Genomic DNA, 25,288 nt, shown 5'->3' on the forward strand with positions numbered 1-25,288 from the left:
GTGGCCTAAGTTATCGATAAAAGGACGCATTTCTAGCGTTTCTCAAGGTGATACAAACAACCGTTCTGTGACTAAGACCCAAGGGGTAAGCGCAAATGCGGCACTTATTCTAAAAATAAGACATGTCGAAGATATGTACGCAAAAATATTATTTAAGATTTTCCCTAACATTACCGAAATGGGATGTATCACGTACAAAAAGGACGCAAAAATGACTGTCACTGCAACGAATGTTTTGATCCTCGGCGCTGTATTCATGTTCGCAGCACGAGTGTTCATGGGGTTCTAGGAACCACATTACACACAAGTAAGATGATCCCTGGTGTTACGCCTGTTAAACAGCAGTAATGCTTTTTCTGTTTAAACGATTTTTACCGATCTTTGTGCTCCTTGCAAGCGTCCCCGCTTTTGCAAAGCCTATCAAAATCCTCGTTGAGGACTCCTGGCCTCCCTTTGCTTTTAAAAAAGAAAATCGTGCTGTTGGAATGTCGATTGATATCGTTCGTGCTGCATTTAAAAACGTCGGTGAAAACATTGAGCTCGTCCAAGTCCCTTACACCCGCTGCAAAGCGCAAACGGCAACAGGTCGTTATGTGGCCTGTTTTAACTCCGCTCATTCCAAAGAAATGGATGCCGATTTCCTCTTTCCCAAAGAGCCTCTTTTTAAAAGCAAAGGCTTGATCATCGCCAATAAGATCACGGTTCGCAGCAAACCCGCAAAAGTGAAAGATCTTGAAGGAAAATCCGTGGCTTTGCCGGCGGAGTTTCCCTTCGGCAAAGAATTCGATGAAAACACGCAAATCAATAAGATCTTCACCTCCAGCGATCAGACGTCGCTGATGATGCTAAAATCAAATCGCGTGTCCTATGTCGCAATTGATGAATTCGTTTACTACTATTATTTGAAAACCAATCCTGATTTCAAAAATCAGTTTTATGTGGTTTTGGAACTTTCCGAAGAGCCGATCTTTGTGCACTTTTCCAAAAAACACCGGGACACCGCAGACCTGATTAAAAAGTACGACATGGGACTTGCGATGCTCAAGGTTTCCAATCGCTATAACGAAATTCTGGAAGACTGGGTGGGAGTAAAGGGTCAAAAGCGTGTGCAGATCTTTTCAGTTCTGCCTAAGACTCACGCCTATGACTATTAGTTTTGCGCGACGCGAGCTGCAGGATAGTAGTGCTTAAGAATCTGCACAAAGTTTTGACCTTTAAGTCCCAGGGCACGACTGCCCCACTGACAAAGACCTACACCGTGACCAAATCCGCGACCGGTGAAAGTGTAAAGATCACCATCTTGTTTCATTTCAAATAAAGTACTGCGAAGTTCTGAAAAGCCCAAGGCCTGACGAAACTCGTTGGCATTCACGTACTTTTGCTCCCCCTCGTTCATTGCGACTTTCACACCGCGCACGCGTGTGTCGTTGCTAGCGCGATCCAAAGTGAGCTTTGTCACGTCATCCATGCGAAGTTTTCGAGCCAACTCTGTGCGAGTGATTTTAACAGTCCAATTTGCTTTGGGATTTGTAGGGCAGGAATTATCAACGGCCACGCCACTGTTCACGCCCCCACTCCACACATTCTTCGCCAGAGTTGTGTGACCACCGCAATCGGCGTGATAATAGGCTTTTAGAACATTGTGATTACCAGCAAAGAGTTTTACTCCCGCTGTATCGCGCACGGCTTTCAAAGCTTTTTGCAGTTTGGGATCGCTTTCATCACCATCTGCAACGTGACGGAAGACTTGATCCAAAACAGAACTTTCCAGGTGATACGGTTTATCGGCGCGCTCTTCCATCACAGACAGAGCATAAGATCTTGCTGCAACCGCTTGGGCCTTTAAAGTTTCGATCGGCCAGTTGGTTGGCATTTCGCTGGAGAGAACTCCCGCAAGATATTCATCCAAGGGCAGAACACCCACCACGTCCACTTGCTCGCCGGGGCCTGCTGAAAGCAAGACTCGGGACGGAAGACTTTGCGCTCCCACGCGCAGGTTTTCACCTTGGATCATCAGATATTTATCTTTGAACAGATGCTCGTTATCGCGATTATTTAAACGCAAAGCCCAGATGTGCTTGCCGTTTTTTTTCATCACGCGAACTTCAGCGGAACCACTGTCAGGAATTGCAACGTTACGATATGGCTGAGAAAGAATTTGAAAACGCAGAGCTTGCCCCGCCACTTGCACACGTTTGGAATTCGTCAGCAAACGAACTCGAACAAGTTCTTTATCGAATGGGAGTTTTGCAGGAACTTGAGATGGTGCCTGCGGTTGCAGTTGAGTTTGGGCTTGCGCTTCAGAGATGGAGTATGTCAGAGCTGCTAAAAAGCACACCAGGGCCCAGAATAATCTCACGCGCAGTTCTCCATCCTAGAGTTAAAAAAAGAGGCCCATTCCGTAGGCCTCTTATAGCTATGCTTCTATTTAACCAACATCCGCGAAGGGATGAAAGTCTAGTTTTGATTGCCAGAGTTCAAGAACGGTCTAACCATATCTAGCGGCAGCGGGAAGATCACCGTGTTCGACTTATCACCAGCGATTTCTGTTAAGGTCTGCAAATAAGCCAGCTGAAGGGCTGACGGAGAACTTGCCAACATCTGCGAAGCCGCTGCCAGCTTTTCGGATCGTTGCACCTCGCCATCGGCGCTGATGACCTTGGCGCGGCGTTCACGCTCGGCTTCCGCTTCGCGAGCCATGGCTCTTTGCATTTCTTTTGGCAAATCGATTTGTTTTACTTCCACCATCGTTACTTTGATACCCCACGCTTCCGTGTGTTTATCAAGGATGCCTTGAAGCGCGCCATTGATTTTATCACGGTGCTCAAGCACGTCATCCAACGGATATTGCCCCATTACCGAGCGCAATGTCGTTTGTGACAACTGGCTGGTCGCAAAATAAAAATCTTCGATTTTCGTGATCGCTTCCATCGGAGAAATCACTTTAAAGTAAACGACCGCATTCACTTGCATGCTGACGTTGTCTTTCGTGATCACGTCTTGAGGTTTCACGTCCATGGCAATGGTACGCGTGTCGACTTTGATCATACGCTCAATAAAAGGAATCAAAACAATCAAACCCGGGCCACGCACGCCGACAGCTTTCCCCAGGCGCAAGACCACGCCGCGATCCCATTCGTTCAGGATCTTGATCATCGAACTTAGAATGATGGCGCCAACCACCAGCAGAATAATAATAAATTCCATCGCACTTACTCCTTATTTTTTTTTACATTCAACGTAAGCCCCTGGCGTGCCGTCACATTCACCGGCTCTCCAGGTTTCAGGGAATCCTCAGAAACAAAATTCCAGGTTTCACCCATAATCTGCATCTGACCACGATGACCATTTTCATCAGTGCTCACCACGACTCCGACATTATCTTTTAAATCTTGATCCGCATCACGGGACCTTAAACGCAACGTTTTAAGCGCGAGATATCCCACTCCGAAAAACACGGCACCAATCGCCAGCACCACGGGCAGGATCACTGTATATGGCAAAGTGTAACCCGTACTTTGATCAAACAGGAAAACGCTTCCGACAAAAAGAGAAACCAACCCCCCGACACCAAGGATACCAAAACTTGGAATAAAGATTTCCGCAATCAGAAAGCCGATACCCAAAAGGATCAAAGCGAGTCCACCCCATGCCACTTCCAATTTATGGAAAGCAATCATTGAGAACACCAAGCCAATGCCGCCAATCACACCCGGCGCAATGAGGCCTGGATGAGTCAGCTCCACATACAAAAGCCCCAGGCTTCCCATAAATAACAGGTAAGCAAATTCGGGGTCGGCGATAAAACTTAAAATCTGATAGCGAGTATCGGGAGTGAATTCGCGCAAGTCGCCAACGACCACTTGGATGGGAGCTTTGTCTTGCATCAAAACTTTACGGCCTTCTGCTTTCTTTAAGAAGTCAGCTTCATCCTCCGCCAAAATATCCAAAGCTTTGGATTCCACCGCTTTGGCCGAGCTAACAGATTTTGCTTCCGTCACGATGTCTTTGGAAAATTTCAAATCACGTCCACGCAAAGTGGTGACACCTTCAAGCCAGCTGACTATATCGTTGATCATCTTGTTGCGAAGATCGTCGGGCATTTTTTCGCCAGTTCCCAGGATCGGCGTGGCTGCGCCCACATTGGTGGCAATCACTCCCCCGTTCACATGGCAAGCTTGCAGAATGATCGCCCCCGCACTGCCGGCATGGCCGCCGCGTGGAGTGATCAAGCACAGATAAGGAACTTTAGACGCCAACATGCGCTCGACAATTCGGCGCGTGCTCATCAAGCTTCCACCGGGAGTATTCATTCTGACAAATATGGAATCGCATTTATTTTCAAGGGCCCGCTTTTCAGCGCGTTCCAGATAATCTGTAGTTGAAGCTGTGATAGCTTCGTTGATGGTGATCGCAAGCGTGCAAGTCGCTGCTGACGAAACTTTAGTCCCCAGCAACAACATCAGCAGCACAGGAACAAAGAGCTTCATCATAAATTCAACTCCTTCATCACTTTTTGAAGATCATTCCAGACGACCTTTTTCGCCGCCGCATCCTCCAGCAGATACGCAGGACTGTAGGTTTCAATCCACTTGCCCGGGCCTTTGTAAATCATCTCTCCCAGATCTTTCGGGAAAGAACTAAAGACCACAACCACTTTGCTTTCACAAAACTGTGCAAGCTCCGATGGCAACAAAGAACGATCTTCCACCGTGCAATCCAATTCCAAAACTTGAATATTGCGAATTTTCATCGCTGATTTCATTTTATCAAATAGATCGCGTGTTTCGGGCAGAAAGAAACTTTCTTTGGCTTGAGTCAGAATATTCAGGAACACCAGTTCACGATGAACCATTTCTGCAGGAGCGTAAGGACCTTTTTGGGTGAAAAATTGGATTTTTGCAGCTGTTGGAGTTGCGTCGGACGCAACTCCCACGGGTGCTGTCGTGTCATTCAGCATGACCTTTTGCAAACCCAAAACTTCTTCCAAATATTGAACGTAATCCTTCATGGGCAGGAGCTTACTCCGCCCCCCGTTTCTAGACTATAAAAACCGCAGTTAATGCGCTGCTTTGTGTGGTTTGATTCCTAGCAAGAAGGCTCAAATTTATTCCCAGAGCATGAAAGCCCTGTGACATTCTAGAAAAGCTGATCGAAAGACCCTAAGGAGGGCCCATGAACGCACGTTCTTTAGTGTTTGCCTTTACATTTGTGACTTTTGGATCACTCCAAGCCATGGCTTATCCCAGTGTGGGAGATAAAGTCACATGGTCAGGAGATTTTAAAACGGCGGACGGCATTGCCTCTGAAGTTCAAATCATCAAAGAAGTTGTCGCCTACAATAAAGACACCAAAGTTTGGTCTGTGAAAATAGACACTCGAGTGGGTTCTGAAACCTCCACTCAAACAATCGAAACTGCAGATCTGTACACTCCCGCAAATTACAGTTCGATGCTGACTCAATGTAAGGATAAAGGTGGAGTTCTAGAAACGTTGGAAACGAATCCAGGAAAATATAAAACCTGCAAAATCACGACAACTGAAAATGGCGTGGTGATTGAAAAATGGTGGGGCGATATTCCGTTTGGAATCGTCAGTAAAGCAACTCGCGCTCCCACAGGTGTCAATGGCAATGACTCCCCTTTGAACGTGGCCACCCGAGGTCTTTAATTTCCCTTACAAAGATTTTACGACTTTGGAATTCAGAAATTTATAAAGAGCAATAACCGTTAACCCGGCAGATGACGTGATCAAGGCCATAGTTGTTGATCCCATGCGTGCCATGGCACCCCAGCTGACAGAACCCATGGCCATCCCAGCATAGAACACCGCTAAGAAAACACCGAGCATCGTCGCTTTTAGATGCGACTTTCCTGTAAGCTGGCGGGAACTCATGTTCATCAACGTCGCCAGGATCAACCAACCAATCCCCGCAAAGAACATCCCCTGACACATAAAAATATAGCTGGGCGCCACGCCAATAAAAAATAATCCCACGGCATAGACAAAGTAAGCACCCGCCAAGGACTGGCCGGTTCTTTCTGGCAGCATGATTTTGTTAGAATAAATCGTCGCAAAGCATGCACCTAAACCAAGAAATCCAAGCAGTGAACCATATTGCCAGCTATTCAAACCCAACTCCAAACGACCGCGCGTTGGATAAAGAGCCCACAAGCTGGAAGCAAAGAAAGTGACAATGAAAATCTCCGCCCACAATTTCATATTGTGGAAGGAAAACAGAAATTCGAATTCTTTTTGTGTGAATTTGATTTCCTTTTTTTCTTCGTGCTGAGGAGCCGCTTCTTTCACCGGCCATTTCCAGAAAAATAAAATCAGCCCCAGGAATGAAAGACTGTTTAAGCAAAAAGCGGCAGCAGGCCCGACTCCCCCAAGGATCACACCGCCCAAGGTGGGACCCAAAACGCGCGTGATGTTGATGCCAATATAATAAACCAACACAGCCTGAGCTTGACGCTCACTGGGCACCAGATCTGTCAGCACACTTTGAAAGGGTGGGTTAGACAATGCAAAGCCCACTCCCATCACCAAGGATAGTAAAAGCAAAGTCCCTTCAGTGATTTTTTCCTGCCAAACCAAATACGCCAAAATGGCTGCGGAGATAAACATCATGCTTTCCGAAGCCAGCAAGATGCGACGACGGTGTCCTTGATCCGCAAAATATCCCGCAGCAATACTTAAAAATACCACGGGTAAATTACTGGTGAATGAAAGCAAAGAAACGATCAACGGAGAGGTTGAAAGATGCGTCATCACCCAGCTTGCTGCCACATCCTGAATCCACGTTCCCAGGTTTGACAAAAAAGCACAGATCCAAAAGTTACGGTAAACTGAAATTTTGAGCGGTGACCACATAGATGAATCATTCATGACGAACAAATCTTACTATGGTTTAAAGGCACCGACTAGCGTTTCAAGCGGCGCAAGACTTTTTCCAAGAAACCTTGTGCTTGCTCAATCTTGAACATATATCCCAATCCAAAGTAAAGGACGCCATAGATGACCACGGCAACCAATGCTCTGATGATGACATGCAGATCCTGAGACAATACAAAGCGAGCGACAACGGCACCCATCGCGGCACTGACTGCAGCGATAGACCAAACCTTGGCTTGGAATTTAAGGGGCAACCCCGTCTCGCCAATCTTACGATTTAAAGCACGGCGCAGGTAATAGAACTCAATCCAACCGGCGATTCCCGCCGACGCCGTCAAACCTGGCGTCCCCCACTGGGCATCAAGATGCAACCAACCAGGAAGGTAAAATGCGAACAGTATACCTAGACCTGTGGTTGAAATCACACGAATCACCGCATACTTCAAGGGCGTGCGCGTGTCTTTTAAAGAATAAAATGTCGAGGAATACAACCGACCCAAGGTGGAGGCCAGCAGACCTACCGTTGAACCGATCAACACCATCCATACTGTCTGCGTGCTGCTGGCATCAAATTGCCCCGTTTGAAAAACGGCACCTACGATCAGATCGCCCATAAGCAAAAAGGCCACGACGCTTGGAATGACAAAGAAAGCAATCTGCTGCAAGCCGCGATTCAAACGACCTTTAAGGTAAGTCCGAATCTCTTCGTCGCTGCCCACCGCCTGGGACATACTGGGAAGTTCCGCTGCAGAAACACTCATTCCGAATAAACTTACCGGCAACAGGTACAACGTTTGTGCATACGCCAAGGAGGAAACCGCACCCGTCGGTAACAGACTGGCCAGCATACTGTCGATATAGGCACTGACTTGCACAACACCACGAGAAACGACGACGGGAACAAAATTTCTCATGACCGTCGTGACACTGGAAATTTTCAGATTAAGCGAAGGTTTGATTTTTTTGCCCAGGCGAAGCGCTGATGGCAATTGCACGAAAAATTGCAAGAAGCTGCCGGCAACCAACCCCCAGGCCACCGTGATGGCCAATTCAAATTGCATCTGCTTGGAACCCCAGATCACCAAGGTCGCGATGATCGTCAAATTCCAAATGACGGGCGCAATGTAAGACAAGAAAAACTTTTTATGAGAATTCAAAATCCCCAAACACCAAGCAGACATGACCAGAAAGCCTGTCCCGGGGAACAGGATCTGCACGATTTGAATTGTCAGTTCGCGTTTTTCACCCGTGAAACCGGGCGCAATCAAATCAATCAGAAAGGGTGTGGCAAAAACCCCGCTGATCACCAACAACGAAGTCAGAAGGAACATCAAGCTGCCAATAACAGAAGCGACTTTGGCGGCCTCTTCGTCATGCTTTTTTGCTAAAAGTTGAGCATAAACGGGAATGAAACTCGCCGAGAGAACGCCCTCGCCGAAAAGATTCTGTAGGAAGTTTGGAATTTTAAGCGCGGCCTTGAAAGCATCCCCGGCAGCTGAGTTACCAAAGAAGTGGGCAAACACACGCTCGCGCACAAGTCCCGCGATACGACTAAAGAAAATGGCAATTCCCACTAAAAAGGCATGATTCTTCATGTGCACTCTATTCGGCTATAAGCCGGGCATTATTCTGCTTCGACTTCTACTTCTTCCGATTCATTCAATTGCAAAATAATTCGCTCAGCCAAAACGCGGTTAAAGCTTTTTAGTTTCGCAATCTCACTGGGATCGGCCATTCTGATTTCATCAATAGAGTTAAACTGAGTCAAAAGAGTTTTCTTTCTTTTTTCGCCTAAGCCCACAACGTAATCCAATTCGCTCTCTAAAGACGTTCCTTCGCGTAACTTACGGTGATAAGTGATGGCAAAACGATGGGCCTCGTCACGAATGCCCACTAAAATGTGCTGAGCTTCGGAGTTGTTCTTGAAAATCACCGGATTTGCACGGCCCGGCAGAAAGAAACGTTCATCCGTGGACTCAACTTCCGCCTTTTGGAAGTCACTTTCAGTACGAGCCTTGGCTAAACCTACTACCGGAATGTCATTTCGCCCGATTTCAGTTAAAATCTTGATGGCTTGGGACAACTGCCCTTTACCACCGTCGATAACGATCAACTGCGGGTCTTCGTATTCCGTGTGCTTAAATCTGCGACTTAAAACCTCGTACATGGAGGCAAAGTCATTGATGCCTTCAACTGTTCTGATTTTATAGCGGCGATAGTGATCCTTAGCAGGAACACCTTCTTCAAAAACCACTTGGGAGGCGACAGTCTCCGCACCCTGGAAGGTCGAAATATCATAACACTCGATACGACGAGGCATTTCCGGAAGATTGAATTTCTCTTTAATCTCCTGCAGACCACGGAGTTTCTCTTCGGATTTTGAAACATATTTTAAGAAATGAGCTTTGGCGTTTTCATTGGCCATTTCCACCAAATTTCGACCGCGCTCATCCGTAGCAAAACGGACTGTGGATTTCGTTTCAGAACGCGATTCCAAAACCTGCTCCATCAGCTTATTCAAGTCACTGCCAATATCCAACGGCAATAAGACGTCATCCGGGATGAAGTTGTCTTCGTAATACTGATTCAGGAAGTCCACCATCCACTCGCGCGGATCTTCCACTGGATCATTCGGATCAAAATGCGGCAAGAAGTGAGGACGTGTTCCGATCACACGACCTGCGCGCACGTGAACTGTTTCAATCAAGCAGCCACGTTCATCTCCGTAATAGCCCACGGCATCCTGATCTTTTTCAGTGGTATCATTGATGACTGATTGTTTTTCAAGAATCGTTTTGATGGCTTCGATCGAATCACGCAGGCGCGCGGCCACTTCGAATTTTTCTTCGTCGGCTGCACCCATCATTTTTTCTTTTAAGGCTTTAATGACCTTTTTGTTCTGGCCTTTCAGGAATAGCTTCGCGCCTTCAACTTCACCTTTATACTCTTCTTGAGAGATATATTCCACGCACGGAGCCGTACAACGACCAATCTGGTACGTCATACAAGGGCGTTTGCGGGTGTTGAACATAGCATCTGTACAATCACGAATTTTAAAAGTGCGGTTCAAGAAACGAATGGTCCCCTGCACAGCCAATCCCGACGTATAAGGCCCAAAATAAAGACTGCCATCGCGCTTCACTTTACGAGCAACAAACAGACGAGGAAATTTCTCGGACCAACTGAGGCGAATGTAAGGATAGGCCTTATCGTCACGCAGTCGGATATTGTATTTGGGACGATGCTTTTTAATCAGCGAGGCTTCCAGCAAAAATGCTTCAACCTCGGTTTTGGTTAAAATGTATTCGACTTCCAGAATATTGGAAACCAGAAGTCTGGTTTTTGGAGAGTGATCTTTGCTGTCCGTAAAGTAACTTCGAACGCGATTGCGCAAGGACTTGGCTTTCCCGATATAGATAATCTTATCGCCAGGTCCTTTCATCAGGTACACGCCACTTTGCGTGGGGAATTCGCGCACCTTATCGCGTATTTCTTCGAACTTACTCGAGGCCATCTTTATTCACCTTGGCACTATCGCCCTCAACTTCACCACTGCGAATCCCCAGCTCAACGATCTGCAAACGTTTGATTTCATCCCGCACTTTCGCAGCTTCTTCGAAATCAAGATTTTTAGAAAGCTTGCGCATTTTATCTCGAAGCTTATCGATTTCCTGGGTCAGCTTGTCTGGAGCGTGGGAGTACTTATTCACAATCGCTTCCTGGCGATTCTCGCCCTTCAGCGGTTGTCCGCCCACAGATCCATCAAATGTTTCGCCCAAACCGTCACGGATTTTTTTGCGAATGGATTGTGGCGTAATCCCGTGCGCTTCGTTGTGTTCCTGTTGAATGCGACGACGACGCTCGGTTTCCCCGATCGCTTTTTTCATACTGTCGGTAATCACGTCACCATACAAAATCACGCGCCCATTCAAGTTACGGGCCGCGCGACCAATTGTTTGAATCAACGATCGCTCGGAACGAAGGAAGCCCTCTTTGTCGGCATCGGTGATACCGACCAGACTCACCTCTGGAATATCCAATCCTTCTCTTAAAAGATTGATTCCGACCAGAACGTCGAAAACCCCCAGACGCAAATCGCGCAGGATTTCAGAACGCTCGATCGTATCGATGTCACTGTGCAAGTACTTGATCTTGATTCCCAAGTTTTCATAGTACTCGGTCAAATCTTCGGCAGACCGTTTCGTCAGCGTGGTGATCAGCACACGTTCTTTGAGTTTGATGCGCTCACGGATTTCTTTCAGCAAATCATCGACTTGATGTTTTACCGGGCGCACTTCCACCACAGGATCAATCAATCCGGTCGGACGAATGATCTGCTCAACGATGATCCCTTCGGATTTTTGCAATTCATAATTTCCCGGTGTCGCAGACACATAGACGACTTTATCCATCATCTTTTCAAACTCTTGGAAATTCAAAGGTCTGTTATCCAAAGCTGAAGGCATACGGAAACCGTGCTCTACCAGCGTGGACTTACGTGCGCGGTCTCCACGATACATACCGCCGATTTGTGGCACGGTGACGTGGGATTCATCGATAAAGGTGATGAAGTCTTTGGGGAAATATTCCAGCAAAGTTGGAGGCGGCTCGCCCTCTCCACGGCCCGTTAAGTGCCGGGAGTAGTTTTCAATCCCCTGACAGAAACCCATTTGTTCCATCATCTCGATGTCGTAATAGGTTCTTTGTTCGAGGCGCTGAGCCTCCAGGAATTTCATATTTTGATTTAAGTACTGCAAGCGATCGCGCAACTCATCTTGAATAGTCTTGATGGCGCGTTTTAGATTGTCATCACCGGTCGCATAGTGACTTCCGGGATAGATGCCAATTTGATCGATCTCTTCCAGAACTTGTCCTGTCAAAGGATCAATCCAAGAAAGTCTTTCGATAAAGTCGCCAAAGAATTCCACGCGGATCGCACGGTCTTCCTCGTAGGGTGGGAAAATTTCGACATTATCGCCACGCACACGCACTGTTCCGCGAGTGAAGTCGACGTTATTGCGCTGATATTGTACACGGATTAGTTCACGTAAAAGATGATCGCGCTTCATTTCCGTGTTCGAAACCACCTGAATCATCATACCTTCGTAGGCTTCGGGAGATCCCAAACCATAGATACAGGATACGGAACTGACGATGATCACGTCGCGACGATCAAACAAAGAACGCGTCGCCGAGTGGCGCATGCGATCAATTTGCTCGTTAATCGCAGAGTCTTTTTCGATATAGGTGTCGGTCGACGGAATATAGGCTTCCGGCTGGTAGTAGTCGTAGTAACTGACGAAGTATTCCACCGCATTTTGGGGGAACAGCTCCTTAAACTCTGCATACAGCTGAGCCGCCAATGTTTTATTGGGAGCCAATACCAATGCAGGTTGATTCAGTCGGGCAATGGTATGTGCCATACTGAATGTTTTCCCCGAGCCGGTCACACCTAACAGAGTTTGGTGTTTTAAACCTGCAGCAATATTTTCCACCATCTGCTCGATCGCTTTGGGCTGATCACCAGAAGGTTTGAATTCGGACACCAGTTGAAAGTTCTTTTTATAAGCTTTGGCCATCCCTCTGATCCTAGCATAAGTGAAAGCCAATTCGCTAGAGGTCCCTGCGGTGCATGATAACATCTCGGAGGCTTGCCTGAAGAGCTGGTCTTTGTGACAGTGAGAGCATGAGAAAACTCAAAATCTCCCTGTTGATTCTTGCAGTAATAGTCGCAGTCGCCGGTATTGGAACTTATGCCTTCATGCGACGTTCCTTGGCGCCTCTTGATGGTGAAATTTCGCTCACAAACATGCAATCTCCCGCCAAAATCCAACGTGACTCCTTTGGCATCCCTCATATCTTTGCTCAAAACAAAACTGATGCTTTTAGAGCCCTGGGATACGTCATGGCCAGCGAACGACTTTTCCAAATGGAAATGGCTCGCCGCCAAACTCAAGGATTACTTTCAGAAGTGATCGGCGAAAAAACCATCAAATCCGATATGCTATATCGCAGTCTTGCCCTGAAACAGACCTCAGAAAAAATGCTGGAGAAAAAGCGTCAAGACGGAACCCTTGATCCCGAGATGTGGGCCTTGATGGAAGCTTACAGCGACGGCATCAATCAATACGTCGCAACTCGTCCCGTTCCATATGATCTGGCAATCCTGGGAATCAAACCAAAGCCTTTCTCCCCGATTGATTCTTACGTGATGACAGGACAGATTGCTTACAGTTTCGGAATTGCTTTGCGAGTGGATCCGACGATGACTTCTTTGTCTCAGAAGTTTTCTCCTGAACTTTTTAACGAACTTCGTAACGACCAGCTGAAGACGCCTTATAAAACAGCTGGCAACATCGATTTAACTCCCCTGTACTCTGTGGCGGATCATTCTTTTGCGACGGTTTTTGATAGTAGCAACTCGTGGCTTTTAGCACCTAAACGCTCTGCCAGCGGCAAAAGTATTTTTGCCAACGACCCGCACATTGCTTATTCGCATCCTTCCGTGTGGTTCGAAGCTCACATTCACACTCCGGACTTTGAAATTTACGGGCATTATCTGCCGCTGGTTCCTTTTGCGATCTTGGGGCACACGCCTCATCATGCTTGGGGCTTTACGATGTCACAAACTGACGACATGGATCTTTATACTGAAAAGATTGATCGCACGAAAAAAACTTTAATATTTAATGGCAAGGAGCAGCCTTACAGCGTTCGAAAAGAAACGATACTAGTGAAAAAGCAGGCACCTATTGATCTTGAGATTATTGAAACTCCCCATGGTCCCTTGATGAATAATGTGATCGATGCCGATCTGTCTATGAAGTGGGCTTATCACAAAGTCGAAAATGATCCTTTGTATGCACTTTACATCATGGGCAAGGCAAAGGACATGAAGACCTTTGAAAACTCGTTGAAACCGGGAACTGCTCCGGGATTGAATGTGATGTACGCTGACGCGGAAAATATCGCATGGTGGATGTTTGGTGACGTGGAGGTTAAAAACAATCCCAATTCAGATTTGATTTTAGATGGTGCGAGCGGCAAAGACGAATACAAACGCCTGTTGTCATGGCAGGAAAAACCTCACACGGTTAATCCTGAATCTGGAGTGATTGTGACAGCGAATACTCGCCCAGCTGCAGTGGATTCAGAAATTCGTGGCGACTGGCAAAGTGCGGATCGCCAGAACACTATCCTGACGGAACTCAGTCATAAAGAAAAATGGAACAGCGAAGAGATGCGCGCCCTGCAAGTGAAAAACTACAACATGGCGAACGCCATCTTGCTGCAAAAAATGCTGGGTTATTTGAAACTTACCGGCGAAGAGCAAACCAAATATCGACCCTGGTTAAATCGCCTGAAGAATTGGAATTACATTTCTAATCCTGACTCCCAGGAAGCAAGCCTTTACTATGAATGGGTTAATCAAAGTCTTTTGCTGATGCTGGCACCGTTGGATGAGTTGCGCGCGACGTATCTTTCAACTCCCCACGCGTGGATGTTTTTTGAGCGTGTTGTGAAAAATGAAAACTCGCCGTGGTGGACGATCGTGAAACCTTCCGAGGTCTTTACGGATGGATGGCGTGCGACTTTTTCCAAATGGGCACAACCTCCACCATGGGGCAAGCTTCATTCGATTGAATACATTCATCCCCTGGGCCGCGACAAGCCTTTGAGTTACATTTTCAATCTAGGCCCTTATCCGATGGGTGGTGCTTACAATGAAATCACCAACAATAAAGCTCGCTCCTTGGGTGGAGATTTCAATGTGACTGCCGGTGCCTCCACTCGCCGAGTTGTTGATATGGCAGATGTTGCGCACAGCTGGGGAATCAATCCAATTGGTATCAGCGGGCACATGCTGTCGCCATTTTACCAAGATCAGGTGGAACTTTTCTTACAGGGAAAACATCGTCCTCAACTGATGAATCCTGACGAGATTGAAAAGAATAAATCCCACGAGTTGATTTTAAAATAATGACCAGTTAGTAACTTGCCGCAAATCATGACCGAGGCTACAGCTTCGGCCATGGAATTTGCACGAACACGCCTGTTTTGGTTCAGTTTATTTATGGGGATCCTTTGCCTGAATTGGTTTCAATTGCTGACACCAAAAATGCAAAACATCCAAATCGTGCGTCCGAATCTAGAGACTGACGCAAACTCACCCATTCCCTTAGTCATCAAAGATCACAATCCGGCCGAGGGAGGACTTTTTTGGGTGCAGTTCAATACTCGCGCCTCGCTTTTGCCATCGTGGATGAATTTAAAACAGCTTCGCTTGCGAACTTTGAGTTGTATTAACTCCATGAGTACCAATGGACAGGATTGGACTTTGCCTGCTTCTCCGGAACTTCGTTGCAATAACGAACGAGGCCTTCCGATTTATTCTCACTTGGATGTGATGGGGAAAGCCACTTCTTGGAATCTTACTGGAGATTCCTTTGGTGGGAGTTTTGGTTTTTACCTGGACAAAGATTGGAGCGCCCCCCAGTTGCTCGGCGGATTGATCGTCTTGTGTTTGGCTTTGTGCGGAATGCTGTATGCGAAACTGCCTTTGTCTTCTGATCGCTGGAAAACTCCCGTTATCGCGATTTTCCTGGTGGGATTTCTTTTGCGCTTTTGGACCACGCAAGTGGCGATGCCTCCGGAAATGTTTTTGTTTTCTGATATGGCGGGATACTTTCAGCGCGGCATTCAGATGCTTCGGGGATCTTTCAATTTAGGTCAGACATTTCAACCGATCGGTTACACGATTTACGGTCTGGCTTTGCGCCTGCTTGGTGATTGGGAACTCCATAAGTGGGTGAGTATTTTGGTATCGATGGGCACGGTCTTGCTGGGATATCTTTTAGTCTTGAAATATTTTGGAAAAACGGCGGCTTTGTTCACGCTTTTGTTTTTGTCGTTGGATGTTCCGCAAATTGGCTTCACGGCCCGCTATATGGCGGAATCTCCTTACAGCTTTTTGATCATGCTGACGTTGTGGGGAATCTCCCGGGCTTTGGAATCTGCTAAGTTTCGCGACTATTTCTTGGTCGGCGTTTTACTGATGGTATCGTTTTATTTTAAGGGCAATCACGCGTTCTTTATACCCGCATTCAGCTTGTGGCTTTTGTATCGCGAGCGCGCGCAGATGCGTTTGGCTTTCCGCAAAGTCGCTATGATGGCCCTGGGTTGCTTGATTGTGATGGCTCCCCACTTGGCCTTTACAAAATGGGCCTATAGCCAGTGGCAATGGGGTCCAACAGCGGGAGCTTTAAATTTCGTCGAAGGAAAATGTCCCTCCAAAAACAATTCCGATTCCGCAGGCGCAGGCTGGATGTCTCCGCTGTTTGTAACCTTAAAAGAAACTGCCGCGAAAAAATGGGACCGTCCCTTCACCGACCAAGCTTACTTCTGGAAGGCTGGCGCAAATTGCATAAAAGAAAACCCGTGGGTCATGGTGGAAAGCCTTCGCTATATAAATTACCTATTTTATGGAAACAGCACCTGGCCCGTCGCGGGCTCCGACATCGACTTCCTATACAAAATCTGGGCACCGATTCTCGAATGGATTCTGCTACCATTGGCATTGATAGGCGCATGGACCTTCAGCCGCCGACGCAATTCTTTTGCACAGAATTTGGATCCCCGCCTTGGCTCAAGAAACCAGCATCTGAGAAATTCGAGCCCACATCAAAACATTTCAATCTCCGACGACGAGCAATCTTCAGCTGAAAGAAGTAATTCCTTCAATGAAGTCTGTGCACTATTAATCTCAACGATTTTCTTTACCGTTTATATTTTCAAATCCGAGAATCGTTTCCGAGTTCCATTCGATGGAATCCTCCTAATGTGGAGCAGTCTCGGAGTGATTTATTGCGGAAGCTTCGTGCGAGCAACATTGCGGCTCGTAGTTCCACACAAAAAACCACTTTCAGAAACCACCACGGCGGGATAACTGCGTTCATTCATGACAGTTTCATCTTCGCTTCGGTAACTGATTGCAGTAATTCACCCGGTTCGAACCATTTCTCTTTGCCAACATGACAGCGATGCAATTTCCACTGCCGGAGCGGTTGCTGTGCGCGTCACTGACACAACAATTTACCAATATACTCATGGAAACGTGAACAAACCACGATAAGAACTTGCGGTTATCCGTCGCTTGAGAGACAAAAAAAAAGGCTTCATACGAAGCCCTTTAAGTTAATTTCTAATCATCCGAAATCCATTTTCTATTTTTTGGAAACGAATCTCTTCCGAATATAAATCGCCCTCTATTTCGTAACTTCCCAGAAGGAACCTTCTGGAGTGTCACTCACAGAAATATTCATCGCCACCAGTTTATTACGAAGCTCATCCGATTTTGCGAAATCTTTATTCGCACGAGCAGCGGATCTCTCTGCCACCACTGCATCGACGTCAGCGCGTTTGATGTTTGCTTTATCCAAAAGCATGTTATCTAGCTTTATCAAGAAATCATGTGCTGGCTCTTGGAACAATGCCAATACTGCACCCATCTTTTTGATGAACTGACTGAATGCCAAAGCTTTTCCCTGAATTGCAGGATTTGCCTTCATACCTCGGCGAACCTGGTTATTGAATTGGCGAACCACTTCAAACATCGTAGCGAACACTTCCGGCGTTCCGAAGTCGTCATTCATTGCCGCTTCAACTTTTTTCCAAGCGTCTTCTGTGATTTTCGCAAAACCCGCATCCACTTGAGTTACCTCCGGAGTCAGATAGCTTTCCGCCATCGCCATCGCAGAATACACACGCGCAAGGCCAGAGATCGCGCGATCCACAGCTGCGTCACCGAACTCACTCATCGTGCGGTAATGAACGGACTGAATCATCCACTTATAGATCTCGGCATTGTACATCGTAACAAACTCACGAAGCGAAACGATATTACCCAAAGACTTCGACATTTTTTGACCGCCGAAGTTTAGCATATTGTTGTGCATCCAGTATTTTACGAAATGCTTACCCGTGCAGCCTTCTGACTGTGCGATTTCATTTTCATGATGCGGGAAAATCAAATCCATCCCACCACCGTGGATGTCGATTTGATCACCAAAAATATTCTTAATCATCGCCGAGCATTCGATGTGCCATCCGGGACGACCCGGACCCCATGGAGACGGCCAAGAGATTTCTCCGGGTTTAGCAGCCTTCCACAAAGCAAAGTCCATTGGAGAACGCTTTTTCTCATCCACTTCTACACGGGCACCCGCCAGCAATTCATCCGTGTGACGACCGCTCAGCTTGCCGTAGTCTTTGAAAGTTTCGATCGAGTAAAGTACGTCGCCTTGAGCTTCGTAAGCCACCTTCTTGTCGATGAGTGTACCCACCATCGAAAGAATGTCTTCCATATGTTCAGTTACTTTTGGATTCATGTCGTGAGGACGAAGCCCCAAGCTTGCAAAGTCAGTCTTGTATTCAGCAATGTACTTTTCAGAAAGCTCGCCCGGAGCCATCCCCAATTCATTCGCTTTCGCGATGATTTTGTCGTCCACGTCTGTAAAGTTCAAAGCGTAAGACACTTTGTACCCCAGATACTCCAACCAATTACGAACCATGTTGAAAACAACAGGTCCACGGAAGTTACCCACATGAAGGAAGTTATAAACCGTCGGCCCACACACATACATTTTCACGTGCTTGGGATCGTAAGGAACAAATTCCTCGGACTGACGGGATTGAGAGTTGTAAATCTTCAAAGACATAATTTCCTCAAAAAGGTACGGACAAACTTTGTCCATTCCACTTCATAAAAAGGTACGGCCTTACTTAGCCGAACACTTGATCAATATTAAAACACCCAGTAAGACCCCACCCTTTTTAGGTAAGAACGTACCTTCAGGCGGTGCGAGCTTAAGCGATTGTCGCCAGGGCTTTTTCAGCGCGCGTAACCAAGGATTGCTTTTTCATCAACGGAACCAGAATTTTAAGCTCGGCCCCGTGGGGCTGACCGATCACGGCCACACGAATCGGCTGGAACAAGTTCTTACCTTTAGCACCCGTTTTGTTTTTAACTTCGTCTTGGATTTTCAGGAATTCCTCTTCGGTCATGTATTCAGCACCGTGTGCCTGAACCAATTCTTTCCAGGTCGTCAATACAGCTTTCGTCGTTTCAAGTTTCATCACTTCTTCAGCATCTGGTTGAATCACGTAAGAGTTGTCATTCAATGGACGATACAAAGTGATCGCATCAGCCAAAACTTCCATATACGGCTTAAACAAGTTCAAGGACTTATCCTGCCATACCGGATCGCTAGGCAATTCCATTTTCTCGCGAGCCAGGAACGGCTGAATCGCTTTCCATAACTCTGCATTCGGCAAAGCACGCAAGTGCTGCGCATTCATCCATTTGAATTTCACGCGGTCAAAGATCGCGCCCGAAGGATTCAAACGAGAGATATCAAACGCTGCAACCATATCGTCTACAGACATGATCTCTTTACCTTCAGGATGTGACCAACCAAGAAGCGCGATGAAGTTCAATACAGCCGATGCCAGGTAGCCTTCGTCTTTCAACTGACCACAAGCGACAGCACCTTTACGTTTAGAAAGTTTTTGACGGTCTTCATCCAAGATCAAAGCCATGTGGCCGAACTCAGGCGCTTTCCAACCCATCGCTTCGTAAATCATCAACTGACGAAGAGTGTTGGGAAGATGTTCTTCCGCACGGAAAACGTGGGTCATCTTCATCAAATGATCATCCACCACACAACAGAAGTTATAAACCGGCATACCGCCGCCACGAAGAAGAACGAAATCACCAACCATGTCGGATGGGAACTTCACTTCACCGCGAACGATGTCGTGAAAGATGTAGTCTTTTTTAAGGTGCTTTGTTTTAAAACGGACAACCGGTGGAGTTCCACCTTCAGCCATTTTCGCTTTGGCTTTATCCAAAGTCCAATCTGCATACGGAGATTGAATGTGCGGCTGACCACCCGCCTTCATCTGAGCTTCACGTTGCATTTCAATTTCAGCGTCAGTCAAAAAGCAGTAGTAAGCTTTGCCGTCAGCCAAAAGCTGCTCAGCAATTTTCTTATAAATGTCCATGCGTTCACTTTGTTTGTAAGGACCGTTGGGACCTTGGTCTTTCAAAGTAACTGGGTCAACGCCTTCGGCCCATAACAGGTTCAACCAAACCAAGTCATCAACCACACCACGCAAAGATTCTTGAGTGGAACGTGCTTCGTCGGTGTCTTCAATACGAAGGATGAACTCACCACCGTTTTTCTTAGCAAAAAGGTAGTTGTATAAAGCAGTTCTCGCGCCACCAACATGCAAATAGCCAGTTGGAGAAGGTGCAAAACGAACGCGAACTTTGGGAGAGATTTGTGAAGACATCGAGTCGGCTCCAAAAAATAAAAAAGGCCCGGAAAATCCAGGCCTTAAAACTAATATGAATTTTTAGAATCGTCCAGAATTAACCAGTGATGCCGAAGATCGCTTTCACTTCTTCTTCGTTGAACAATTCAGCTTCGCTAGTAGCCAAAGTCAGTTCTTTCAACAAAAGGGAACGAGCTGAATCAAGCATCTTGCGTTCGCCGAAAGAAAGCTCTTTATCTGCTTTCAAAAGGAACAAATCGCGTAAAACTTCAGCGATTTCGAATACTGATCCTGTTTTGATCTTTTCCATGTACTCGCGGTAACGGCGATTCCATGTTTGATTGTCGATTTTAACGTCTTTTTCTTTAAGAATACTAACAACGCGAGCTGCTTCATCTTTAGAGATGATCGGGCGAAGACCCGCAGACTTAACGTTTGTTGTAGGAATCATGATTTTAAGGCCCGTATCTACCAACTGCATGTTGTAGAAAGAGATCTTTGCGCCGAGCATTTCTTTTGTCTCGATCGCGACGACCTTTACCACACCATAGCCGGGATAAACTGCATTATCGCCGATATTGAACGTCAGCATCAGGAAACCTCCACTTATAGCCACTTATAACCGTGCTAGTTCTATCAAATTTGACACGAGTTATCAAATCTGAGCGGCGCATTGGAAAAGTTTTCCAAGGTTTTCAAATGAAAAAGCCCCATCATAAATGGGGCTTTTATTCAATTATTTCAATTACTTAATCAATAATCGATTAATTACTAAACAGTCACTACTGAACGCTGAAAACAAGGGCGTATGGCTGACGGCCACCGTTTTTGCCCGCAGGAACGTTGTTACCTTTAACAGTTAGCTTGTAAGAGCCCGCTGGCAAAGACGTTTCGATCATCTCGGCATTGTTCACGTGATCATTCATAGATACTGTTCCGTTTGGACCAGTCAAAATCAAATCAAGGTCATTTACCAATGCTTTAGATGCATTCGCAGACCCCGGAGCATCTGTCCAAACCAAGTTTGCATACAGTTTGCCTGGAGCATTTAGATTGAACTCATAAGTTTCAGATTGGTTCGTCGCGACACCGTCACGGTCATCAGCAACGATCGTGTTGCTCATCATTTTAACCATGTTATCCATGTTCACGCGGCCGTAACCTTCGTCCGAATTTGGTCTACGAGTCAAAAGCTCTTGGCCGCGAGAGGCACCGACCTCACCGAACTGACCTGGGTACAAATCATCCGCAGAGTGCATGATCATTGCTTTTAGCACAGCTGCAGAAGGATTTTGCACGCCCCATTTTTCAACCAACATTTGGCGAGTAACAGTTACCGCCCCTGCTGTTAGAGGAGTCGCCATAGAAGTACCACCCGACCAAGCGTAGTCATCATTGTATGCGCCCCAAAGTGGAGAAGCATTTTTGATGTGAGAACGGTTAGAAAGGATGTTTGTACCTGGAGCCACGATTTCTGGTTTCACACGGCCATCCAAAGTAGGACCACGGGAAGAGAACATCGCGATACCATCATCACGGTCAGACAACATAGACGAGAAGATCGGCTCTGCAGACCAAGCTTCAGCAGCTGCACGAAGCTTGCTGACTGGAACCTGGATACCACCTGTTGAGGTTTTATTTTTAGAAGCACCAACAGTCAGAACGTTTTTCGCAGTCCCTGGAGTTCCGATAGAACCGCCATCAATGCGACCGTCTTTATTCATGTCCACACCACTGTTACCAGCTGCGAAGATCACAAGCATATCTTGGTTGTTGTTCATCCACTCGTCGACTTGAACAGCCATAGAGTCGTAAGCACCGAAGTTCTTAACTGCGCCCCAAGAATTGGAGTGAACACGCGCACCGTCTGCGTTTGCTTTTTCAAACAAATCTGCAAGCTTAGAAGGAACACTTAAACCGTTAAGCATTGGAGACCACATACCTTCAGCAACAAACTGAGCATCATAGGCGCCACCTTTAAGTCTGCCACCTGAAGCAGTTCCACGGCTCAAGATAGAACCCGCTACGTGAGTTCCGTGACCCATTGGATCTTCCCAAGTTTTAGCCCACAAACCGAAAGCGTAACCGGATTTAACTGCGCCCGAAAAATCAGATGCGATTTGGTTGATGTTACCAGAATCCAAACCTGTATCTGCCATAGCCGCGATTTGACCACGACCTGTTAGACCCAAGGACCAAACAGAATCAAACTTCATAGTTTTAGTTCCTGTTTCGTCACCTTTGATGTCTGAGTAATCGCCAGCACCTTTAACGATCGGATCCATTTTTTGATCCAATGGGAAATCCATAGTTGTGATTTCCGGCGTGTTTTGAACGTGCTCTACACCCGTTAGGTTCGCAATATTATAGATTTGGCCACGAGCAACCAAGGCTACGATAGATTTACCATTTACAACTTGAAGGCTGGCATTCATTTTTTTCAATGAAGCAACAACCGCTTTTGCATCAGAAGCTTTGAAAAGCTGGATCAAAAGACTTTGAGATTGATCTTTATTAAATACGCTTACAGGAGCGATATCATTGCTGATTTTGTATTGAGCTTGGTATTTTACGATCGCGTAAACACCCGGGTGCGATTGACGGAATGAATTCAAATCCGACAATGTCCCACGCACAACCAAAGCGTCGTCTGGCAAATAGCCAAACACTTCAAAGCGCGCTTGAAGAGCAGAGCGATCCTTCGCTGTGATCTTGTTAGAAAATTGAACGATATAGTCTGAAGCGACTTTATCAGAGAAAGTAAGAGCTTGAGCTTGCAAACCAGGATTTACTGTTCCTGAATTGAATCTCAATAGGCTTCCTGCGTATGCAGGACTAGCAGTCGTAACCGCAAGTGCTGACGTAATAAATAGACGAGTCCATTTTTGCATAATTCCCTCCATGCGAGAAAAATTGCAACATGATGAACCCACCAAAGCAAAGGAACTTCACAATTTTTATTAAAGTTGATGCGCCATGACGGCAAGCGAAAGATTGCCAGCCATCTTTCCTTTACCACTCACACCGTACTCAGTTTCCTGATTTTCCGGAGCGAAAACCTGTGTGCGCTCTGAGATTTTCTTCTGCCCACGAACACGTTTTGTGACAGTCACATCCATAAATAATCCCGCTCTGTTATTTTGCTGGGATTTGCGCGCCATCACTTCCACGATCAACTCATTTTGTCCATCGTCAGAGAATTCGCTGATGTAAGCTTTTTTGCCGGATTTAGTAACTGTGTTAATCGAAATAGGAGCAGAACCTTTAAGGCCCACGCGCATATTCACTTTGTATTGGGGAACCGCTGCGAAAGCAGAGGTAGAAAATAAAATAGAAGCGGCTGCCATGCCGACTAGAAACTTATTCATGAAGAACACATCCTTGTGTACATAGAAGCCACTATCCAAGCGACTCCTAACGAAAGCATGAGGGAGTTTGTTTCCTAAGGCAAGTTCCAAAAAATATTTTTTCAAAAATAAAAACGCCGATCTTTTCGGGATCGGCGTTTGACGCTGGACGGAGATGGAAATTTGAAATTGGAGATTAGAAATTAGAAACGGTAACGGGAGCTGACAAAACCACTCCTTCTTGCGGGTCCCCATTTTCACCTTGAGTATACCCATAAACTTTTACCGTCCCCGTGGCTGTGTAAGGCTTGTCCATATCGAACCCGCCACAGGTAACTGGGCAGTCCGTACCGAACGCGGTAGCGCCCATGGGAATTACGGCTTCTTTATTTGTACTACTCCACCACTGATCACTTAATGATGCTAATTGTTCTCCGGCGTATGTGCACGTCGTCTCACGACCATCCACACCAGAGACTGATACTTTGACTGCGCTTACGAATAGATCACGGTTGGGATTAGTTTGCTTAAAAAGCAGCTTAGGAATTTGCGTGTATGCACCCTCAACATCAAGCTCTGGCACGGTCCCATTGGCTGCCGCAGTTTTCCGCGCATAGCAACTGCTAGTCTGAGCAGGAATAACATAACGTGTAGATTTAGTTACTTCCAACTGCACCACATTGTCATCGGAACCAGGATAGCAGTTCAATGTATGCTTGCCGACGGCGTCTTCAAGATAAAACATCTCACGATTGTACGGCCCATCTTTGAAAACCCCACGAGAAACCTGAACCGAACCTACACCTTCAAATTTAGAAGCCACGACTCCTTCTGTAACTTTGCATTCAGGATTTCCATTGCAGCGACTTGGTAGACTGCTAAGCCAAGGCAATGCGATTGGAAATGTCGCCGTTTTCTTGGTAAAAACAGGCTTCCCGTCAAACCATTCAAATTGCATGACTGTATTTTTGCCATCTGTGGATGGATAATAGTTAAATTGGTAGGTCATGCGCCCGTTAAGCGAAGCGGTACAACTTTTCGCCCCCTTAGGGATCCCGCCATTGACTTCTTCAAAAGCAAAGTCAGAAAATAGATGGGCAACAATACGGCGAGCTCTGCGAGAGTCTTTTGCACCGAAGGCACGATCCACGCGATAAACAGCTTCATGAGAAATCAATGCGGCTTTTTCTGTATTGGAAAGATGATTCCAAATTTCCTGACTCACCAGCAGCGTCTCGTCATCCACATAGTGCGCCAGCTGTTCAAGTTGACAGTTTTTTGGCAAAACCACTTCTGCCGCATCATCAATCGGTTTAATCACAGCGCTGGCTGGGACGAATTTCATGATTCTATTCACGCGCACATAGAATGGATTATAATCGTATCCTGATCCGATCGAATCCTTAAGCTTACCTTGAACTTTGGCTGAGATTTCTTCAGAAGTTCCGGCAAAGGATGTCAGTTTCAAATTATAGACGTTCTTGGCTTCAAACAAATCCAATGTTTGAGCGGAAGTGATTTGACCTTTGGAATTGCGGCAAACAACACTCTTGCCTCCGCCGCCATCCACTCCACCTTGCGGCTTCGCGTGACTTTGAAAAGACAAAACTAGCAATCCTGCTGTGATCCATGCTGACTTCATTAAACCTCCGTGTTTATTCAATCGTTGAACAAACTCAGTATCGCCTTGTCGAAATTTGAATTCTACATCT

General features: G+C 46.4%; 18 protein-coding genes. 4 read left to right on the forward strand and 14 right to left on the reverse strand.

Annotated elements, in window-relative coordinates; translation table 11 throughout:
- Positions 1-347: 347 nt before the first annotated feature.
- Positions 348-1,154 carry an ABC transporter substrate-binding protein gene (locus DOM22_RS12210; RefSeq protein WP_142700647.1) on the forward strand — a complete coding sequence of 269 codons (807 nt, stop codon included), beginning with the start codon at positions 348-350 and terminating at the stop codon, positions 1,152-1,154.
- On the opposite strand, the gene DOM22_RS12215 is transcribed toward DOM22_RS12210, so the two are convergent.
- From DOM22_RS12215 to DOM22_RS12230, 4 genes are all read right to left on the reverse strand, one after another.
- The gene (locus tag DOM22_RS12215) at positions 1,151-2,359 is read right to left on the reverse strand and encodes a SpoIID/LytB domain-containing protein (protein WP_246845613.1); all 1,209 of its coding nucleotides are present in this window, start codon (positions 2,357-2,359) and stop codon (positions 1,151-1,153) included. The genes DOM22_RS12210 and DOM22_RS12215 overlap by 4 nt on opposite strands.
- A gap of 98 nt (positions 2,360-2,457) precedes the next feature.
- A complete protein-coding gene (locus DOM22_RS12220; RefSeq protein ID WP_142700648.1) occupies positions 2,458-3,207 on the reverse strand; it encodes a slipin family protein in 750 nt (249 codons plus the stop codon).
- Between the two features lie 5 nt (positions 3,208-3,212).
- Positions 3,213-4,493 (reverse strand): nodulation protein NfeD, encoded by a 1,281-nt coding sequence (locus tag DOM22_RS12225; RefSeq protein ID WP_246845615.1) that lies wholly within the window; start codon positions 4,491-4,493, stop codon positions 3,213-3,215.
- On the reverse strand, positions 4,490-5,011 hold the full coding sequence (locus DOM22_RS12230; RefSeq protein WP_142700649.1) for a hypothetical protein: 522 nt from the start codon (positions 5,009-5,011) through the stop codon (positions 4,490-4,492). Before DOM22_RS12230 ends, DOM22_RS12225 begins: the two co-directional genes overlap by 4 nt.
- Positions 5,012-5,175: 164 nt before the next feature.
- On the opposite strand from DOM22_RS12230, the gene DOM22_RS12235 reads away from it, so the two are divergent.
- Positions 5,176-5,670, forward strand: a complete 495-nt coding sequence (locus tag DOM22_RS12235; RefSeq protein ID WP_142700650.1) for a hypothetical protein — start codon at positions 5,176-5,178, stop codon at positions 5,668-5,670.
- A 6-nt stretch (positions 5,671-5,676) separates the two neighbouring features.
- Here the strand turns inward: DOM22_RS12235 and DOM22_RS12240 are convergent, their stop codons facing one another.
- The 4 genes from DOM22_RS12240 to uvrB are packed head-to-tail and all read right to left on the reverse strand — an operon-like array spanning position 5,677 to position 12,473.
- Positions 5,677-6,888, reverse strand: coding sequence for an MFS transporter (locus tag DOM22_RS12240; protein ID WP_142700651.1), 1,212 nt, complete (start codon positions 6,886-6,888; stop codon positions 5,677-5,679).
- A 35-nt stretch (positions 6,889-6,923) separates the two neighbouring features.
- Positions 6,924-8,489 (reverse strand): murein biosynthesis integral membrane protein MurJ, encoded by a 1,566-nt coding sequence (gene murJ / locus DOM22_RS12245; RefSeq protein ID WP_142700652.1) that lies wholly within the window; start codon positions 8,487-8,489, stop codon positions 6,924-6,926.
- Positions 8,490-8,518: 29 nt separating this feature from the next.
- On the reverse strand, positions 8,519-10,408 hold the full coding sequence (uvrC, locus tag DOM22_RS12250; RefSeq protein WP_142700653.1) for an excinuclease ABC subunit UvrC: 1,890 nt from the start codon (positions 10,406-10,408) through the stop codon (positions 8,519-8,521).
- A complete protein-coding gene (gene uvrB / locus DOM22_RS12255) occupies positions 10,395-12,473 on the reverse strand; it encodes an excinuclease ABC subunit UvrB (protein WP_142700654.1) in 2,079 nt (692 codons plus the stop codon). Before uvrB ends, uvrC begins: the two co-directional genes overlap by 14 nt.
- Before the next feature lie 107 nt (positions 12,474-12,580).
- Between uvrB and DOM22_RS12260 the strand changes: the two genes are divergently transcribed.
- On the forward strand, positions 12,581-14,875 hold the full coding sequence (locus tag DOM22_RS12260) for a penicillin acylase family protein (protein ID WP_246845616.1): 2,295 nt from the start codon (positions 12,581-12,583) through the stop codon (positions 14,873-14,875).
- 51 nt (positions 14,876-14,926) lie between these two features.
- Positions 14,927-16,840 (forward strand): glycosyltransferase family 39 protein, encoded by a 1,914-nt coding sequence (locus DOM22_RS12265; protein WP_168196642.1) that lies wholly within the window; start codon positions 14,927-14,929, stop codon positions 16,838-16,840.
- 319 nt (positions 16,841-17,159) lie between these two features.
- Here the strand turns inward: DOM22_RS12265 and cysS are convergent, their stop codons facing one another.
- The 6 genes from cysS to DOM22_RS12295 form a co-directional block, all read right to left on the reverse strand.
- Entirely contained in the window at positions 17,160-18,611 is a 1,452-nt protein-coding gene (gene cysS / locus DOM22_RS12270) for a cysteine--tRNA ligase (protein WP_142700656.1), read from the reverse strand.
- A 148-nt stretch (positions 18,612-18,759) separates the two neighbouring features.
- Positions 18,760-20,247 carry a glutamate--tRNA ligase gene (gene gltX, locus DOM22_RS12275; RefSeq protein ID WP_142700657.1) on the reverse strand — a complete coding sequence of 496 codons (1,488 nt, stop codon included), beginning with the start codon at positions 20,245-20,247 and terminating at the stop codon, positions 18,760-18,762.
- Positions 20,248-20,326: 79 nt separating this feature from the next.
- On the reverse strand, positions 20,327-20,821 hold the full coding sequence (locus tag DOM22_RS12280) for a CarD family transcriptional regulator (protein WP_088613941.1): 495 nt from the start codon (positions 20,819-20,821) through the stop codon (positions 20,327-20,329).
- A 190-nt stretch (positions 20,822-21,011) separates the two neighbouring features.
- Positions 21,012-23,120 (reverse strand): S8 family serine peptidase, encoded by a 2,109-nt coding sequence (locus DOM22_RS12285; RefSeq protein ID WP_246845617.1) that lies wholly within the window; start codon positions 23,118-23,120, stop codon positions 21,012-21,014.
- Between the two features lie 69 nt (positions 23,121-23,189).
- Positions 23,190-23,597, reverse strand: coding sequence for a hypothetical protein (locus DOM22_RS12290; protein WP_246845618.1), 408 nt, complete (start codon positions 23,595-23,597; stop codon positions 23,190-23,192).
- Positions 23,598-23,772: 175 nt separating this feature from the next.
- Entirely contained in the window at positions 23,773-25,218 is a 1,446-nt protein-coding gene (locus DOM22_RS12295) for a hypothetical protein (protein ID WP_142700659.1), read from the reverse strand.
- Positions 25,219-25,288 lie beyond the last annotated feature (70 nt).

This window comes from Bdellovibrio sp. ZAP7, from assembly GCF_006874645.1.
GTDB lineage: Bacteria > Bdellovibrionota > Bdellovibrionia > Bdellovibrionales > Bdellovibrionaceae > Bdellovibrio.

Bases quoted from the DNA above. Each gene is read 5' to 3' on its own strand.
- DOM22_RS12230 (WP_142700649.1), bottom strand. From the start codon at position 5,011: ATGAAGGATTACGTTCAATATTTGGAAGAAGTTTTGGGTTTGCAAAAG.
- DOM22_RS12265 (WP_168196642.1), top strand. From the start codon at position 14,927: ATGGAATTTGCACGAACACGCCTGTTTTGGTTCAGTTTATTTATGGGG.
- DOM22_RS12210 (WP_142700647.1), top strand. From the start codon at position 348: ATGCTTTTTCTGTTTAAACGATTTTTACCGATCTTTGTGCTCCTTGCA.
- uvrC (WP_142700653.1), bottom strand. From the start codon at position 10,408: ATGGCCTCGAGTAAGTTCGAAGAAATACGCGATAAGGTGCGCGAATTC.
- DOM22_RS12240 (WP_142700651.1), bottom strand. From the start codon at position 6,888: ATGAATGATTCATCTATGTGGTCACCGCTCAAAATTTCAGTTTACCGT.
- DOM22_RS12220 (WP_142700648.1), bottom strand. From the start codon at position 3,207: ATGGAATTTATTATTATTCTGCTGGTGGTTGGCGCCATCATTCTAAGT.
- murJ (WP_142700652.1), bottom strand. From the start codon at position 8,489: ATGAAGAATCATGCCTTTTTAGTGGGAATTGCCATTTTCTTTAGTCGT.
- DOM22_RS12295 (WP_142700659.1), bottom strand. From the start codon at position 25,218: ATGAAGTCAGCATGGATCACAGCAGGATTGCTAGTTTTGTCTTTTCAA.
- DOM22_RS12225 (WP_246845615.1), bottom strand. From the start codon at position 4,493: ATGATGAAGCTCTTTGTTCCTGTGCTGCTGATGTTGTTGCTGGGGACT.
- DOM22_RS12260 (WP_246845616.1), top strand. From the start codon at position 12,581: ATGAGAAAACTCAAAATCTCCCTGTTGATTCTTGCAGTAATAGTCGCA.
- gltX (WP_142700657.1), bottom strand. From the start codon at position 20,247: ATGTCTTCACAAATCTCTCCCAAAGTTCGCGTTCGTTTTGCACCTTCT.
- DOM22_RS12235 (WP_142700650.1), top strand. From the start codon at position 5,176: ATGAACGCACGTTCTTTAGTGTTTGCCTTTACATTTGTGACTTTTGGA.
- DOM22_RS12290 (WP_246845618.1), bottom strand. From the start codon at position 23,597: ATGAATAAGTTTCTAGTCGGCATGGCAGCCGCTTCTATTTTATTTTCT.
- DOM22_RS12280 (WP_088613941.1), bottom strand. From the start codon at position 20,821: ATGCTGACGTTCAATATCGGCGATAATGCAGTTTATCCCGGCTATGGT.
- uvrB (WP_142700654.1), bottom strand. From the start codon at position 12,473: ATGGCCAAAGCTTATAAAAAGAACTTTCAACTGGTGTCCGAATTCAAA.
- DOM22_RS12285 (WP_246845617.1), bottom strand. From the start codon at position 23,120: ATGCAAAAATGGACTCGTCTATTTATTACGTCAGCACTTGCGGTTACG.
- cysS (WP_142700656.1), bottom strand. From the start codon at position 18,611: ATGTCTTTGAAGATTTACAACTCTCAATCCCGTCAGTCCGAGGAATTT.